This window comes from Algivirga pacifica (assembly GCF_039543525.1).
GTDB classification, from domain to species: Bacteria; Bacteroidota; Bacteroidia; order Cytophagales; family Flammeovirgaceae; genus Algivirga; species Algivirga pacifica.
This window is the reverse complement of the sequence record NZ_BAABJX010000020.1, coordinates 321,492-335,283: the sequence shown is the minus strand read 5'-3', so window position 1 is coordinate 335,283 and position 13,792 is coordinate 321,492. Positions and strand designations below refer to the sequence as shown.

The window sequence follows — 13,792 nt, the reverse complement described above, 5'->3', positions numbered from 1 at the left end:
TATTCAAAAGGGTTGTTTCACTAACAACAAATATCTAGTTCAGTTAATTCATGACACTACCCAATAATTAATACACCCTAGAACTAGTTCAGTAGCCTTTTGGGGTAATTCATTTTAATTAAAAATTGAAAATTGATCATTGAAAATTAACCCACTCTAGAAGCAGTTTAGTAGGTTTTTTACTCATAGACAATTAACCGTGATAAACGCCACTGATAACTGCTCACTGTTAACTGTTTTTCAACCACCCTGCAATACTTAGTCGATAGCGATCCGGAGATACGTGAACCTCGTGCTCTAGTTCATCGGCCTTGAAACAAGCTGAACGTCCCCCAATAGGGTAGACTTCAATTTCTTTTTCTCCCTCCAGGTAAAGACTCAATTTACCTCCGTTTTCAGGTTGCCAGTCTTCGTTCAAATAAGTGACCAATGAAAACTTGCGCCCCTTATCGCTCTTGAACTGGTCAAGGTGACGTTGGTAAAAGCTCCCTTGCTCGTAGTAAGCATAGTGGAACTCATAAGCATTGATAGAGGTATAACAGGTGCTGTTCAAGTATTGAATAAAGCGTTCTACCTTATCAAGGAACTGTCGCTCAAAAGGATCATTACTGTCGTTCTCAATCCATTTGATCACATCTCCGCGGACCTCTGCATTCTTTTGGTAATCAAAATTCTGTCCGATGCCCGCTGGCTTCATTTTCCCATCTCCCAGATAGGAAAGTAGATTGTTTCTTAATCCTTCTGTTAGTGAAGGATCCAAAAACGTATCACAAACGCCAAATTTTTGTGATACCATACCCTGAATTAGCTCTTCAAAAAGGGCTTCTTCATGAACCGTAAAAGTGCTTAAGCTCATGTACCGTAATGGCAAGTAAAATAGCGTAAAACAAATAATCCTATAAATATTAAAATGACCCGTTTGGTCAAGTGTTTTACTACCCTTATTCAGGAGTGAAAGAGCGAGTGTACTGTATTGATAAACAGTTTGGTATCTCCTTTCATTTTTTGTAGCCCGCAAATGTATACTATTTTTTCAAATGATGATTAAAATATTTATATTTTGATAGCCCAACCACTCATAACTCATAACTCATAACTCATAACTCATAACTAAACAATGAGCAACACTGCATTAAAGAAAACCCTCACTCCCCTGATGCTTTGGGGTCTTGGCGTAGGCTACGTCATCTCAGGAATGTACTTTGGATGGAATCTAGGCTTGGCCGAAGGAGGAACCCATGGCTTAGCCATCGCTACATTCTTTGTGATCATCATGTACATCACTTTTACATTTTCTTATACCGAACTGGCCTGTGCGATGCCCAAAGCGGGTGGTGCTTTTGTGTATGCGCACAAGGGATTGGGGAAAGACCTGGGTTTTGTGGCGGGCATGGCACAGAATATAGAGTTTATCTTTGCGCCTCCTGCGATTGCAGCGGCCATAGGGGCCTATATGCATTTGCTTTATCCGGAGATTCCTATGCTAACATTCTCTATAGGAGCTTATTTATTATTTACCTTGATCAATGTGCTGGGGGTCTATTTGGCAGCTTCTTTTGAACTCGTGATTACGGTATTGGCTGTGATTGAATTATTGATCTTTGCAGGGGTGGCGCTGCCCCACGTAGAAGTAGCCAATCTTACCCGGAACGCTTTACCGAATGGATATACCGGAGCGTTAGCAGCGATTCCGTTTGCCATCTGGTTTTTTCTGGCGATTGAAGGGATAGCAAATGTAGCGGAAGAAACCAAGAACCCGAACCGGAGTATATTGCTGGGGTTTGGTTCTGCCATTGTGACCTTGGTGCTTTTGTGTTTATTGACATTCTATACGGCAGTGGGCGTAGGAGGATGGGAGACCGTGGTATATCCTGAAGGAAGTATAGAACCATCAGATTCCCCGTTGCCACTAGCTTTAGGGGTAGTAGTGGCTGAGAGTCATGTGCTCTATAAATTATTAGTAGGAATAGGCCTATTAGGCTTGGTGGCCTCTTTTCATGGAATTATTTTGGCTGCGGGACGAGCAACTTTTGAGTTTGGGAGAGTAGGGTATGTCCCTCGTTTCCTGGGGCGAGCCCATCAGCGTTTTCAGACACCATCCAATGCCCTTTGGATCAATATGGGGTTGGGGATTATCGCTTTGCTGACCGGAAAGACCGGAGAGATTATCACGATTGCCTGCTTTGGAGCATTGACGCTGTATATTGTTTCTATGCTATCTTTACTGTCTTTGCGAAAGAAAGCACCAGAGATGGCACGTCCTTATCGCGTTCCTTTCTTTCCTATATTTCCCATGTTGGCGTTGGGCATCGCAACCATCGCCTTATTGTCGATGACCTATTATAACCTATCTCTTGCCGGGATATTTTTGTTAATTATGGGAGGGAGTTATCTCTATTTTTATTTTGGAATTAGAAAGCAAGAACATAGGCCAATAGAAGTGGGAAAGGTGGAAAACATTGACTAAATTTTGCCGAATTTTTATAATCGATAACTATGAGCAAAATGACAATCCCTTCAACATACAGAGCGCTTTCACTAGGCATACACATTACGGATTTGAAAGAGGCTGTAAGTCAATTACAGGTAGTGGAGAAATCAACCCCTAAATTACAGTCCAAGCAGGTTTTGATCAAGATGGAAGGTGCAGCCTGCAATCCTTCCGATTTACTGACGCTTACCGGAAGTTATGGGGTGAAGAAAGCTTTGCCGATGGTACCGGGATGGGTAGGTGTAGGCACAGTCGTGGCGACAGGAAAAAGCCCCCTGACCAAATGGTTGAAAGGGAAACGGGTAGTATGTGGTACACAAGCAGCAAACGAAGATGGAACCTGGGCGGAGTATTTTGTAACAGATTATATGATGTGCTTGCCGGTGTCTAATAAGATAGAAACAGCTCAAGCCGCCAATTTGATGCTCAATCCATTAACAGCGATTGGTCTGATCGATATTGCCGTTAAGACAAAAGCAAAAGCCATCGTGCAAAATGCCGCCATGGGGCAAGTGGGTAAATTGGTTACTTACTTTGCTGCCAAGAAAGGAATTGAGGTGATACAGGTTGTTCGAAAAGAGGCGCAAGTGGCCCAACTCAAAGCAGAAGGAAACCAATATGTACTCAATTCCAGTGATGAAAACTTTGAAAAAGATTTACGTAAACTTTCCTCTGATCTTAATGCTACGGTAGGGCTTGATGCTGTAGGAGGAACTTTGGCGGGAGCCATGCTCAATCTATTGCCTGCTAAAGCAAGGTGGGTCGTATATGGTGATTTGTCAGGAGAAGCGGTGAGTGGATTTGATCCTATGGAGCTGTTATATCAGGATAAAACAATCGAAGGCTTTCACCTGAAAAACTGGTTAGACCAACAAAGTATGCTGCGTATTATGCGAAAGATGTCCATGGTCAAAAAGCTATTGGAAAAAGGGACGATTAGCATGCAATTTGGACAAGAGGCAACCATAGAGGATGCTACGGATGCATTACGCCTTTATGTAGAGGATATGTCAAATGCGAAGTTGTTGCTGAAATTTAATTAGGACCGTAGGGCCGTGCCACCGGCACGGCCACACAGAAATATTATTGAACATGTCGGTCAATCACCTGCATCAATTGCTGCTTGCCCCTAGAAACTGGTCGTAGCGTCCACGCTACGACCTGCAGCGGATTTGCACTACTCTTTCTACATGTATTATTCCTCAAATTGACGGTATTGACACGACCCTATGGAAATATTATTGAACATGACGATCAATCACCTGCATCAGTTGCTGCTTGCCTTGCACCCCGGCAGCTCTCCAAAGGAGCTTTCCTTTATGAAAAAGTATTAGGGTAGGAATACTACGCACCTGATATTTGAGTGCCGCTTGTTGATTCTTGTCGATATTGACTTTGACGACCTTTAGTTTCTCTCCATACTCTTTTGAAACATCGCGAATGATGGGCGCCAATGCGTGGCAGGGCTGGCACCAGTCTGCATAAAAGTCTACTAAAACGGGTGCGTCTGATTTATTGATAAGTTGTGTGAATTTTGCCATAGCTTAATTTTTTTTATCTGAACCACATTACAACACGTCAGTCACCTGAATAGTTTTCCCATTGAAGGAAAATTGATCCCCGGCTTCTTTTCCTTTTAAGGCTTGCCCTAAGGGAGAAGCAATGGAAATGGCGAAAATGGTTTTACCCATTACTTGCATTTTTCCGGCACTGACACTGATGTAAAAATACCCCATGCTACAGGAAACCAATGTGCCTGTCGTCACAGTCGTTTGTGTTTGCTTGGGGTTGAGCTGATCCAAGATGGCTTTAAGCTGTAGCGCTTCTGATAGTTGGAGGGCGTGCTTATCTCGTTCGATTTGTAGCATAGCCCTTCCGGTTTCGTATTTATCTCCGGCACTACTTTTCACTTCTTCGTTGGCGGCCTTTTGAGCCTCTTCCATGGACGAACGCGCAGTGCTGATACGTTCCGCTATCAGGGTTTCACAAGTTTTGTGACATGCCTGTTTCAGTTCAATGTTTAGAATCATTCCTTCTTTAAAATGTCGTGGACAATGGCCAAATGATGTTTGGTGTGAATTTCGATAAATTTTTTGGTATTCTTTCTGTTTAGCATTCCAAAAAAAGGATGTTCGAAATGTTGGTTTTTGTCGAGTTGCTCAATTTGAGCGACCTTTTCTCTTGCGATTTGGAGCTGTTTGTAAAGGTCTTCAGTGAGGATGTTTTCAGGAGGATGAACGACTTTGGGAGCTTTGGCTTTTCCTCTTGGGATCTTACCTATCGTCAATATGACCGAACGCATAAAATTAAACGATGACTTAAAGTTGTTGGGGTCGGATTTTTCTAAAGCCATCACAATCTTATTGATAGTCTTCAACATGTGGTCCAGATGCCAGGCCACGGAAGCTTTGGATACTTCTACATTTGAGTGATCCCCATAAGGGATAGCAGCTTCGATTTGATCAAGTTGAGTTTGCATATAGTAGTAATAAGGGCGTCCAGAATGGACGCCCTTATGTTTTTTAGTTATTCATGAGTTGGTTGGCCCACACAATCTCTCCATCCACAATTCTAAATAATACCCAGGTATTCCCAATTTGTCCGGTAGGGACCTCCAGGGTTTGCAATAACTGATTTTCATTGAAAACGCGAACGGTTCCTCTTGACTTGGAAAGGGCGTCACTTGTTTTCTTGAACTTATTAGAAAAGTCATGTACAAAATAATAGTATGTTGCTGATGGGTCTATATCCATAATAGTGATGGTCTCCGGCCCATTGCCATTTTTTGCGTCCCTATCCAGTACTACCGAGCCATCTTCTGCCACGCGGGTATCTTGGAAAGAGATATGATAGCCATCTTCCTTGATGAAGTGGGCATCCAAATCGTTAGGCTTATTCCCCCAATCCAGTACCACACGCATATGTCCTAAGGGTAGTTCCTTTGACATAGAGAAGTGGTTTTGGAAGATCGTTCCATAGGTCACCCTTACCATAAACTTGGCTGTAATGTATCCAGGTGCAGAGAACTTGGCCGGAAGGGTTTCGTCTTCCATGGGTTCACCATCTTTTTCGGCAGGGAACTGTACCTTACCTTCTTCATCTGTGGAAAATGTTCCTACCCCTGCAATTTTTACCTGAGCTCCTTCGATAGGAGTGCCTTCTGCAGCATCTTCAAAACGAAGGGTGATAATGCCATCCAGTTCGTCCCACGCATCGGACATTTCACCAGCAGATTTTTTCATGGCAGCCTCTGAAGGACTATATTTTATTTCTTGAGCATTACTTATAAAAGCGTAGCAAGTAAGCAATCCAGTACAAATTGACAGGAGTGTAGATCTCATCTCTTTGGTTTTTTAGTATTAGTTTTAATGATATTATGGTGTGCTTGTTCCGGCACAATTTCAGGACAAATGAACACCGCTCGGTGACAAATGATCAGCTAAAATATTCAAATAGTTTATGTAACGAAAATAATATGGGCAAAGTTGTCTTAAACCAACAAAGGGAAAGCCCTAATTAGTGCTTTCCCTTTGTTGTTGTTTTATAACCTGATAGGAGGAGTGGTTATTTTTCAATCGATCCGACTACCCTTTTCATAAATGCATTCAGGGCTTCTTTTTCACTTAATCCTTCCTCTTGAATAAGTTTTCTTACTTCCAAGGCCCCTTCCATATTGGAAAGCATTTCCCCTAATACATCTAACTCTTCATCTTTGACGTTGCTGCTCTCGGCAATAAACTCTATCAGTTCAATTGCTTCTAATACGTAATCCTGATCGTTATTTTGAATGAACTCGTGAATATGTTTAATCAATGGTAGCCTCATAGTGATTTGTATTTTCCGTGTTTCTATTAAAATTTTATGCAATATGGGGTATCGCAAATCAATTTGCCATAATTAATAGTTATCCTCCTATAGAGCGGACTAATTAAACATAAGCTCTAAAAGGTTTGCTTCTCCTTTAAAGTTACTACTTTTGTATTTTTATTCTACCAATTATAATCACCTCTTATGAAATTAACGATTACTTTTTTCACATTTTTATTGATGATATTATCCAATAGCCAAGCACAAGAATCATCGGCGTTTCACCAGTCTTTTGCGGAGAAATGGGAACGTACCAAGGCGTATACGATTGCAGTCGCTGAAGCCATGCCGATGGAAAATTATGATGAGCATCCTGCAGAGGATATCATGTCTTTTAGAGAGGAGTTGCAGCATATGGTCAATAACTTTACCAAGTTACAATACTTTGTAACAGGGGAAAAAACCTGTGCAATAGCTACATTGCCCGAACGCTTTGAAGAGATGTCCAAGGAAGAGATTATTGCAGCCCTGGATGAAGGGTTCAATTACGTTGGAGACCTATGGGCCAATACTCCAGAAAAAGAGATGGGAGTTAAAGTAGACTTCTTTGCAAAAGATGTAAATATGACGAAAGAAGGCATTTTTCATCTGATGCGTAACCATGTGACACACCATAGAGGTCGTTTGACCTTGATGTTGCGATTGAAAGGGGTGAAGCCACCTCGTTACGTTGGGTGGTAACAGTTTGTAAGTTAAAACAGACATGAATTATCCCATATTAACAAATGGCTTAGCTTTCTGAGAATTCACCCCTTTACAGCTATCTCACAAGCCCTTTATGAGCTTCTTCATTTTTTCCTTGATGAAAAAACGAAGCAAAAAAATCAAGGCTTTGAAGAATTTGCCTAATTTTTAATCGCAAAAGCTAAAAATTCCAAACTCGCTGCGCTCAAACAATGGAATTTTCTTAACGCTTTTACGATTAAAAATTTTAACGGCAATTCTTCAAGGCCATTTTTAGATATATAAAGGCACTTTTTAAAGAAAAAAAAATATGAGCCACCTCTTAAATGTTAATATGGGATGACTCATCTTTGTACAATTAAATTATCTAATAGTTACGAGGTAAATCAACTATGATTTTTTTGGTAACCGATAGGTAGAGATTAGTAGTAAGTTTACGAAATTGCGTGTAATAATTAGAGTACTTGATTGCTTATGGCCTTTTAAGAAGTAAGTGCTAATGTCTTTCAATTTACACAGAACAATATATGTCATTTATTAAGAGAACCATGGCTAGTCTTGGTATTGGTGGTATTCAGGTAGATACTATTTTGGATCAGGAGGAAGTCAAGGCAGGAGAAGTAATAACAGGAACGGTATATTTAAAAGGAGGTATGGTAGAGCAGGAATTACGAAATGTAAATGTCTGCTTAAAACAGCGTTACCCCAGAAAAGATGTTGACAATGGATATTCCATTAATACGATTGCATATGTTGCGATTCTGGAAGGACGAGTTATACAGGAAAGGGAGGAAATAAGTGTTCCTTTTGAGTTAGAAGTACCACTAGATGCATTTATTACTTGCCCATCTTTGTCTATTTGGGTTAATACAGAAGCAGATGTGGTTCAGGCGGTTGATCCTGTTGATCATGATGACTTGTGGATTCGACCGTGTCCACTACATCAGCAAATTATACATGCGCTTAATCAGATAGGATTTGTGAGTCGTCAAGTTGATTTTGAACCTAATTATAATCAGAAGCTTGGTCGTTTCGATCATGCTCAGGAGTGGGAATTCACACCAATTACTCCGCAAATGGGCAAAAAGTTCGATGAATTAGAATTCATCTTTGATTTTAGAGATGATCACTTGTGTTTGTGGGTAACTATCGATGAGCGAAGTGATTTATTCTCAGAGTTATTGGATGTAGATGAATATAGGAAAAAGCTGATTTTTAATTATCAACAATCTTATTCAACGGATGAGATCAGCTCGATGCTTACGGGGCTTTTGAAAGAGTGGCTTGAAAAGTGATAATTAGAGACTGTTATAAATGAAAAAAAGGCTTGAGAAAATCATTTTCTCAGGCCTTTTTTTAACGTGATTGGTAAGTTTAGAAGTTAATCACTGCCTCCAACATTACTCCGTTGAAGTTACCGTTGTGATAGATGTTAGACTCTGCGAAACCTTTGTAGTTTTGGTTGACATACTCCACTTTCGCAAGGATGTTGTTGGTTAGGAACCAGCCACCACCGATCTGATAGCGATCTAGTGTAACCTCATCCGCCGTTTCATTTGTTTTACCGGTTACTTGGTTGTAACGAGCGCCACAGTAGAAGTTGTCGTTTGCTCCGAAGCGATAGATCAAGTCTGCACCGATTTGAGAGTAGCTACCTTCTGTTGCTTCTGCGTCGGTTTGACCAGTAGTTACTTCGTAGTTACCGAAGAACTCAATGCCTTTATAGCTTACAAATGGATTCACTACCCAAGAAGTTACTTTGTTGAAGCGAGGGTTGAAACGACCTGTAGTGAAAGCACTACCACCTTGTGCATTGACCATTACATTGTAGTATCTGGCACCTGTTCTATCACCACCGTATAGGGTGTTTCTGTTGAAGCCAGTGTTAGCGTATACGGAAGTAGTCACGCGCATTCTTAAGTCGTCATTGATTTGGTTATCATAGCCCAGTTTACCGTAGATAGAAGGTTGTCTGTCTTCTGTTTTCGCTACGCTACCTTTGATCTCACCACCAGTGACACCCACCATGGCAATGATATTGTTCTTCATATAGTAAGCCTCAGCTCCAATTTCTGTAGTGAACGCATCCAGGATGTAGTTTCCTACGAATGGATTGTAGATGGCTGCACCGTTGTCAGTTCTTCTGAAGTGAGCATCCCCGTAGTTGATCTCCATATGACCTACTTTCAAGGTAACATCTTCCATGATCTTGTCAATCAAAGCACTGTTTAGGAATGGTAGTGCATCAAATTGGATGTATCCACCTTTAACCCAAGCCTCTACGTGGTGACGAGATGATAGATAAGTCACCAAGTTCATTCTTACCCCTGGAGCTAACTGAACGTCTACGTTAAGGTTGGCTGTAGCGTTGTTGAAGTAAGGCTGGATTTCCATCAATGCATTCGCATCAAACCCATCAGCATTTACATTTGGTGTAGCTTCATTCGTGTGGTTCAACCCTTGGAATTGCAAAGCGAAGTCACCTCCTACTTTTACTTTTACCCCATCAAAATCGCTATAATCTGCCTTTTTAGTTTCAAATTGATTGACTCCTTCCTGTCCTACAGGTCTCATGCTTTTGATGTCTTGAGCAAAAGTAGAGGTTGCAGTCAAAGCAAATCCAGCAACAAGTAGTGTGCGAACAAATTGTTTTAGTGTTTTCATATCAGTAGATGTTTAGATATAAAGTTTTGTGATGGTCGCCCTTAGGTTCATAATGAAAAACGAGGGCAATGTTTTTGAATGTTTATTTTGGTTATTGATTATAGTTGGTTTACAGGTAATGTAACCTTGTAAACAATCTTGATTTCGTCTCCTGTTTTGATGGTTCCCATCATGACGGTAGGTGGTGTGATCCCATAGTCTGACATTTTGAAAGTATATGACCCCTGGAATACATTCCCTTCTTGTTTCGCCTTTATAATAATAGGCTTAGAGATTCCTGCGATGGTTAATGTACCTTGTATGCCATGTTCTGTTCTGCTAGTATAGACAAAGGTGATATCACTGTACTGATCAGCCTTTAGCGCATCATAGGTGTTTTTGTCCATCAGGCCTTTACCACTTTTAATGCCTTTTACAGGGATGCTAACTTCTATTTTGTCGAATCGTATAAAGCGATTTTCCTGAAATGCAGCGGCTATCGTAATTTGAGATTGTGTACAGTCACTTTCCCAGTCATGTAACGTAGAAGTTCCCTGTATCTTGATCTCTTGATTGTCAAGAACAATACGCTTAATTTCTTCTTGCCCCATTACCTGCAGCGTAGAAAGTAATAAGGTGTAGAGAATGATTTGTCCGATAATCTTTCTCATTGGCTTCTCATTTTTGGTCTGTAAATAATTGGCGTTGTTTTGCCTTTTTGTTATCACAAAGAAATAGTAAACGGAAAGGAGAAAAGGTGACTTTGGGAACGGTTTCGGAATGATTGTTATCAAATATTTTTGAATAAGTTGGTGAGGAATGTCACGGAGGGGTTGATAGTAATGTACTTGAGTTAAATAAGCGCTTATTTTTCATTGATAATTTATCTATATTTGATATAGGAATTAGAATTATCATAATAACCGAACAAACTTATTTTTTATAACAACGATAGACTACTCATTTTTTAAGAAGTAGCTACCCAAATGTCACTATCAGAATTATATGACTAACATTGTTGGCTTGAGTTCTTGTTTCCAGAAGGAAGTAATGGGGACTTTAATTCAAAATTATTTTCACAATCCAGAATTACGTTTAGAAAGAAGAAAACGGTTTTACCAAAAATATGGCTTTACCTCCAATGTAGAGTATGGGTATGGACATTCAGAAATTCATTTTATGGAATGGATTATTGAAAGGGGAGCGTTAGCGCCTTCTTGTACGGGAGGAAGCTTATGGTGGTCGATGGTAAACTTGGATATGATTTATTTCTCAGAATTGGCAGCTACTTTTTTTGAGGAAAGAAAAGTTGACAGTTTCAGGATAGAGCTAGAACCAGTGAAGGCATGGTTACACTATATGAGGTACCCCACAGTAGAAACATGGTATCAAGCACACAATAAAAGTATTATTTACTCCTATATGCAGTATGTAGACTTGGCCCGTCGAGAGAGTAAAGAAGAACAACTACTGATTAATAAGGTTTTGGCAAGGTTACTTTGTGCGCAAGTTTTGGCTGAACGTAAAGGAGATTTGCTAGGTAAGCTGGGATGGTATATCGCAAATCCGGAACATTCGTGCATTAAGTGGATTATTAAAGTTAGGGCGTTATATCCATCTTGTTACCCTTGTCTATATGAAAGAGGGAATACAGGAGATTTATTAACAGTGATAAAAAAACAACTTCATTTTGTATTACATACTTGTATCGTAAAGGTAATTGATGAACTGTTTATTCAACGATATTTAAAGGAGTTATTTATTCAAGCAAGTGAGCGAATGAATCTTCCGGAGTTATATCAGTTTGTAACGGATGAAAACCATTTTTTATATCCAAATATTTTTGTGAAGAATGACTAGAAAGAAAGTAGCAATTTTTGGGGGAGGTATCGCAGGGTTGAGTACTGCCTGGAAATTAACGGAACAGCCTGATTGGGAATCAAAGTATGATATCACCATTTATCAAATGGGTTGGAGATGTGGGGGGAAAGCAGGTACCACAATAGGAGAAAATGGTCGTATAGAAGAAACAGGAGTCCATATCTTTCAGGGATGGTATGATCATGCATTTCAGTTGGTCAAGGAGGTTTATGCCTATAGTAAAGCAGAAAAAATAAATGAAGACGGGGCATTTCAATCTTGGGAAGATGCTTTTATTAAGAACCCTGTCACTTTGATGGTGGAAGAGAATGATCAAGGGGAATGGAAGAATTGGCCTTTTGTGTTTCCCTGTAATGACCTGGAACCAGGGACAGATCAGCAAGTAACCTTTGGAGTCTTGCTAAAGGAGGTAGTTGCGATGGGGCTACAAGTGTTATTGGGTTCTCCGTATCAGACGAACCCTAAGCAAAGGGAGAAAACCCTAAGCAAGTGGCAATATTATACTTTCTATAAAAAGGCTTTAAAAAGCGCAGGAAGTTCGCAGAAGTTGGAAGATAATTTTCTCCTCTCATTGGCAGAGAAAACGACAAACTTTCATCAAAAAGTAAATGCTTTAATAGAGCGAATTTTGAAATTAGAAAATAAAGAAGATAGTACAGTCAGTTTACTTTCTTCCATTGAAAAGTTACTCTCAAAGTGCTCATCTCCTGTTTTTCGTTTCTTGGAAAAGAAAAATGAGACTTTTCGAAGGGTACTTCAAACATTAAGATTATTGATGACCTGTGTAAAGGGAGTATATACAGATGTCTATGACTCCAAAACAGGAGATTACGAATGGGAAAAAATTAATCACCTCGATTTTAGGGATTGGTTGAGAGCACATGGAGCGACAGAGCATACGATTCGTTCGGTGGTTGTTGAGTTTCTTTATAAGGGTACCTTTGGAAATAGCTACCATGGAGAGACAGGAAAAGTGGCAGCAGATATTGCGATTCGTATGATGTTGATGATCCCAAGTTATAAAGGGTCGTTTGTATGGAACTTGAAAGGGGGTACTGGAGGCTCATTTATTGCACCACTTTTTGTGGCATTGAAACACAAAGGAGTACGATTTGAGTTTTTCCATAAACTGAAAGAGGTAAAGTATTCAGACGGACATGCTATTAAAGAAATTATAGTAGATCAACAGGTGAGTTTAAGAGAGGGTTTGGATACTTATAATCCTATAGTCAAACAAAAAGGCGTATTTCAGTGGACTAACCAACCTGACTACGATCAATTAGATCCCCTACAAGCCCATTTATTAAAAGAGAGAGAGATTAATCTTGAATCACATTGGGCCGAATGGAATGAAGGAGAGGAATTGCTACTAAAAGAAGGCCATGACTTTGATATTGCTGTATTAGCGACATCGGTAAAACCTCTAAAGTATACTTGCCCGGAGATTATAGAACATCGTCAGTCTTGGAAGAATATGGTTAATCATATTGGTACTACTCCTACGCTTAATGTACAATTTTGGATGCAGGATAACATCCAAGGTTTAGGAATGGACTTACAACGATGGGGAATGGACAAAAAGGCTTATGCCAATACAGTGATTTACGAAAATCAATTATATTCCTGGACTTCGATGACTTTTGTAGAGCCTTATGAATGTTGGCCTGAAGAAAGTCGCCCTCAGCAAGTGAGTTATTGGTGTGGAACCTGGAATCCGACCGAAAAAGTACCAGGGCCTTTTGATAAGGATTTTCCAGAGCGACAGTTGAAGCTACTTAAAAAAGAAACCAAGCAATGGATGGATCAGCATATGGGGTGGTTTTGGCCTAATGCCATGAAGAAAGGAAATAAGGAATTTGATTTTCAAAAGTTACAAACGGTACCATCTGATTTATCAGGGGAAGAAAAATTTGAACAGCAATTCTTTCAGGTAAATGTTGACCCTAACATGGAGTATGTGATTGCTCGACCGGGGACAAATAAGTATCGCTTAAAGGCAGATGAAACGGGATATGCTAACCTATACTTCTCAGGGGATTGGATTAATTTCGGACTGAATGTAGGGTATATGGAAGGAACGGTTATTGCAGGGCTTCAGGCCGCGCAATGTATATTGAATCAGCATTTTACGGAAGAAATAGAAGAAGGGATTAATATAATGCAGGAAGTTTAGGATTTCTTTCCGAACAAGCTCTTACTATTGAAATGCATTTCCTGATGGAGATG

Annotated in this window: 14 protein-coding genes; 6 read left to right on the top strand and 8 right to left on the bottom strand. The window is 40.1% G+C overall.

Annotated elements, in window-relative coordinates; translation table 11 throughout:
* Window positions 1–229 precede the first annotated feature (229 nt).
* The gene (locus ABD985_RS06535; protein WP_345370232.1) at window positions 230–856 is read right to left on the bottom strand and encodes a 2OG-Fe(II) oxygenase; all 627 of its coding nucleotides are present in this window, start codon (window positions 854–856) and stop codon (window positions 230–232) included.
* A 261-nt stretch (window positions 857–1,117) separates the two neighbouring features.
* Here ABD985_RS06535 and eat point away from each other — a divergent pair, with 261 nt between their 5' ends.
* Window positions 1,118–2,467 carry an ethanolamine permease gene (gene eat, locus ABD985_RS06530; protein WP_345370230.1) on the top strand — a complete coding sequence of 450 codons (1,350 nt, stop codon included), beginning with the start codon at window positions 1,118–1,120 and terminating at the stop codon, window positions 2,465–2,467.
* A gap of 29 nt (window positions 2,468–2,496) precedes the next feature.
* On the top strand, window positions 2,497–3,534 hold the full coding sequence (locus ABD985_RS06525; protein WP_345370228.1) for an alcohol dehydrogenase catalytic domain-containing protein: 1,038 nt from the start codon (window positions 2,497–2,499) through the stop codon (window positions 3,532–3,534).
* 195 nt (window positions 3,535–3,729) lie between these two features.
* Here the strand turns inward: ABD985_RS06525 and trxA are convergent, their stop codons facing one another.
* The 5 genes from trxA to ABD985_RS06500 form a co-directional block, all read right to left on the bottom strand.
* Window positions 3,730–4,032, bottom strand: a complete 303-nt coding sequence (trxA, locus tag ABD985_RS06520) for a thioredoxin (RefSeq protein WP_345370226.1) — start codon at window positions 4,030–4,032, stop codon at window positions 3,730–3,732.
* 27 nt (window positions 4,033–4,059) lie between these two features.
* A complete protein-coding gene (locus ABD985_RS06515) occupies window positions 4,060–4,521 on the bottom strand; it encodes a 3-oxoacyl-ACP synthase (RefSeq protein ID WP_345370224.1) in 462 nt (153 codons plus the stop codon).
* On the bottom strand, window positions 4,518–4,970 hold the full coding sequence (locus tag ABD985_RS06510) for a DUF1569 domain-containing protein (RefSeq protein WP_345370223.1): 453 nt from the start codon (window positions 4,968–4,970) through the stop codon (window positions 4,518–4,520). Before ABD985_RS06510 ends, ABD985_RS06515 begins: the two co-directional genes overlap by 4 nt.
* Window positions 4,971–5,013: 43 nt before the next feature.
* Window positions 5,014–5,832: a YfaP family protein gene (locus ABD985_RS06505; protein ID WP_345370222.1), complete on the bottom strand. Its 819-nt coding sequence runs from the start codon at window positions 5,830–5,832 to the stop codon at window positions 5,014–5,016.
* A 223-nt stretch (window positions 5,833–6,055) separates the two neighbouring features.
* Window positions 6,056–6,316, bottom strand: coding sequence for a DUF6952 family protein (locus tag ABD985_RS06500; protein ID WP_345370221.1), 261 nt, complete (start codon window positions 6,314–6,316; stop codon window positions 6,056–6,058).
* Between the two features lie 186 nt (window positions 6,317–6,502).
* Between ABD985_RS06500 and ABD985_RS06495 the strand changes: the two genes are divergently transcribed.
* Both ABD985_RS06495 and ABD985_RS06490 read left to right on the top strand, forming a co-directional pair.
* Window positions 6,503–7,039 carry a DinB family protein gene (locus ABD985_RS06495; RefSeq protein WP_345370220.1) on the top strand — a complete coding sequence of 179 codons (537 nt, stop codon included), beginning with the start codon at window positions 6,503–6,505 and terminating at the stop codon, window positions 7,037–7,039.
* 530 nt (window positions 7,040–7,569) lie between these two features.
* Window positions 7,570–8,337, top strand: coding sequence for a sporulation protein (locus tag ABD985_RS06490; RefSeq protein WP_345370218.1), 768 nt, complete (start codon window positions 7,570–7,572; stop codon window positions 8,335–8,337).
* A gap of 79 nt (window positions 8,338–8,416) precedes the next feature.
* Here ABD985_RS06490 and ABD985_RS06485 read toward each other — a convergent pair whose 3' ends face one another.
* Window positions 8,417–9,706 (bottom strand): hypothetical protein, encoded by a 1,290-nt coding sequence (locus tag ABD985_RS06485; RefSeq protein ID WP_345370216.1) that lies wholly within the window; start codon window positions 9,704–9,706, stop codon window positions 8,417–8,419.
* A 98-nt stretch (window positions 9,707–9,804) separates the two neighbouring features.
* Window positions 9,805–10,356, bottom strand: coding sequence for a YceI family protein (locus ABD985_RS06480; protein WP_345370215.1), 552 nt, complete (start codon window positions 10,354–10,356; stop codon window positions 9,805–9,807).
* Window positions 10,357–10,690: 334 nt separating this feature from the next.
* On the opposite strand from ABD985_RS06480, the gene ABD985_RS06475 reads away from it, so the two are divergent.
* Both ABD985_RS06475 and ABD985_RS06470 read left to right on the top strand, forming a co-directional pair.
* Window positions 10,691–11,545: a hypothetical protein gene (locus tag ABD985_RS06475; protein WP_345370213.1), complete on the top strand. Its 855-nt coding sequence runs from the start codon at window positions 10,691–10,693 to the stop codon at window positions 11,543–11,545.
* Window positions 11,538–13,739 (top strand): FAD-dependent oxidoreductase, encoded by a 2,202-nt coding sequence (locus ABD985_RS06470; RefSeq protein WP_345370211.1) that lies wholly within the window; start codon window positions 11,538–11,540, stop codon window positions 13,737–13,739. Before ABD985_RS06475 ends, ABD985_RS06470 begins: the two co-directional genes overlap by 8 nt.
* Window positions 13,740–13,792 lie beyond the last annotated feature (53 nt).

Excerpts from the sequence above, each read along its gene's own strand:
- ABD985_RS06535 (WP_345370232.1), bottom strand. The coding sequence starts at position 856 with ATGAGCTTAAGCACTTTTACGGTTCATGAAGAAGCCCTTTTTGAAGAG.
- eat (WP_345370230.1), top strand. The coding sequence starts at position 1,118 with ATGAGCAACACTGCATTAAAGAAAACCCTCACTCCCCTGATGCTTTGG.
- ABD985_RS06525 (WP_345370228.1), top strand. The coding sequence starts at position 2,497 with ATGAGCAAAATGACAATCCCTTCAACATACAGAGCGCTTTCACTAGGC.
- trxA (WP_345370226.1), bottom strand. The coding sequence starts at position 4,032 with ATGGCAAAATTCACACAACTTATCAATAAATCAGACGCACCCGTTTTA.
- ABD985_RS06515 (WP_345370224.1), bottom strand. The coding sequence starts at position 4,521 with ATGATTCTAAACATTGAACTGAAACAGGCATGTCACAAAACTTGTGAA.
- ABD985_RS06510 (WP_345370223.1), bottom strand. The coding sequence starts at position 4,970 with ATGCAAACTCAACTTGATCAAATCGAAGCTGCTATCCCTTATGGGGAT.
- ABD985_RS06505 (WP_345370222.1), bottom strand. The coding sequence starts at position 5,832 with ATGAGATCTACACTCCTGTCAATTTGTACTGGATTGCTTACTTGCTAC.
- ABD985_RS06500 (WP_345370221.1), bottom strand. The coding sequence starts at position 6,316 with ATGAGGCTACCATTGATTAAACATATTCACGAGTTCATTCAAAATAAC.
- ABD985_RS06495 (WP_345370220.1), top strand. The coding sequence starts at position 6,503 with ATGAAATTAACGATTACTTTTTTCACATTTTTATTGATGATATTATCC.
- ABD985_RS06490 (WP_345370218.1), top strand. The coding sequence starts at position 7,570 with ATGTCATTTATTAAGAGAACCATGGCTAGTCTTGGTATTGGTGGTATT.
- ABD985_RS06485 (WP_345370216.1), bottom strand. The coding sequence starts at position 9,706 with ATGAAAACACTAAAACAATTTGTTCGCACACTACTTGTTGCTGGATTT.
- ABD985_RS06480 (WP_345370215.1), bottom strand. The coding sequence starts at position 10,356 with ATGAGAAAGATTATCGGACAAATCATTCTCTACACCTTATTACTTTCT.
- ABD985_RS06475 (WP_345370213.1), top strand. The coding sequence starts at position 10,691 with ATGACTAACATTGTTGGCTTGAGTTCTTGTTTCCAGAAGGAAGTAATG.
- ABD985_RS06470 (WP_345370211.1), top strand. The coding sequence starts at position 11,538 with ATGACTAGAAAGAAAGTAGCAATTTTTGGGGGAGGTATCGCAGGGTTG.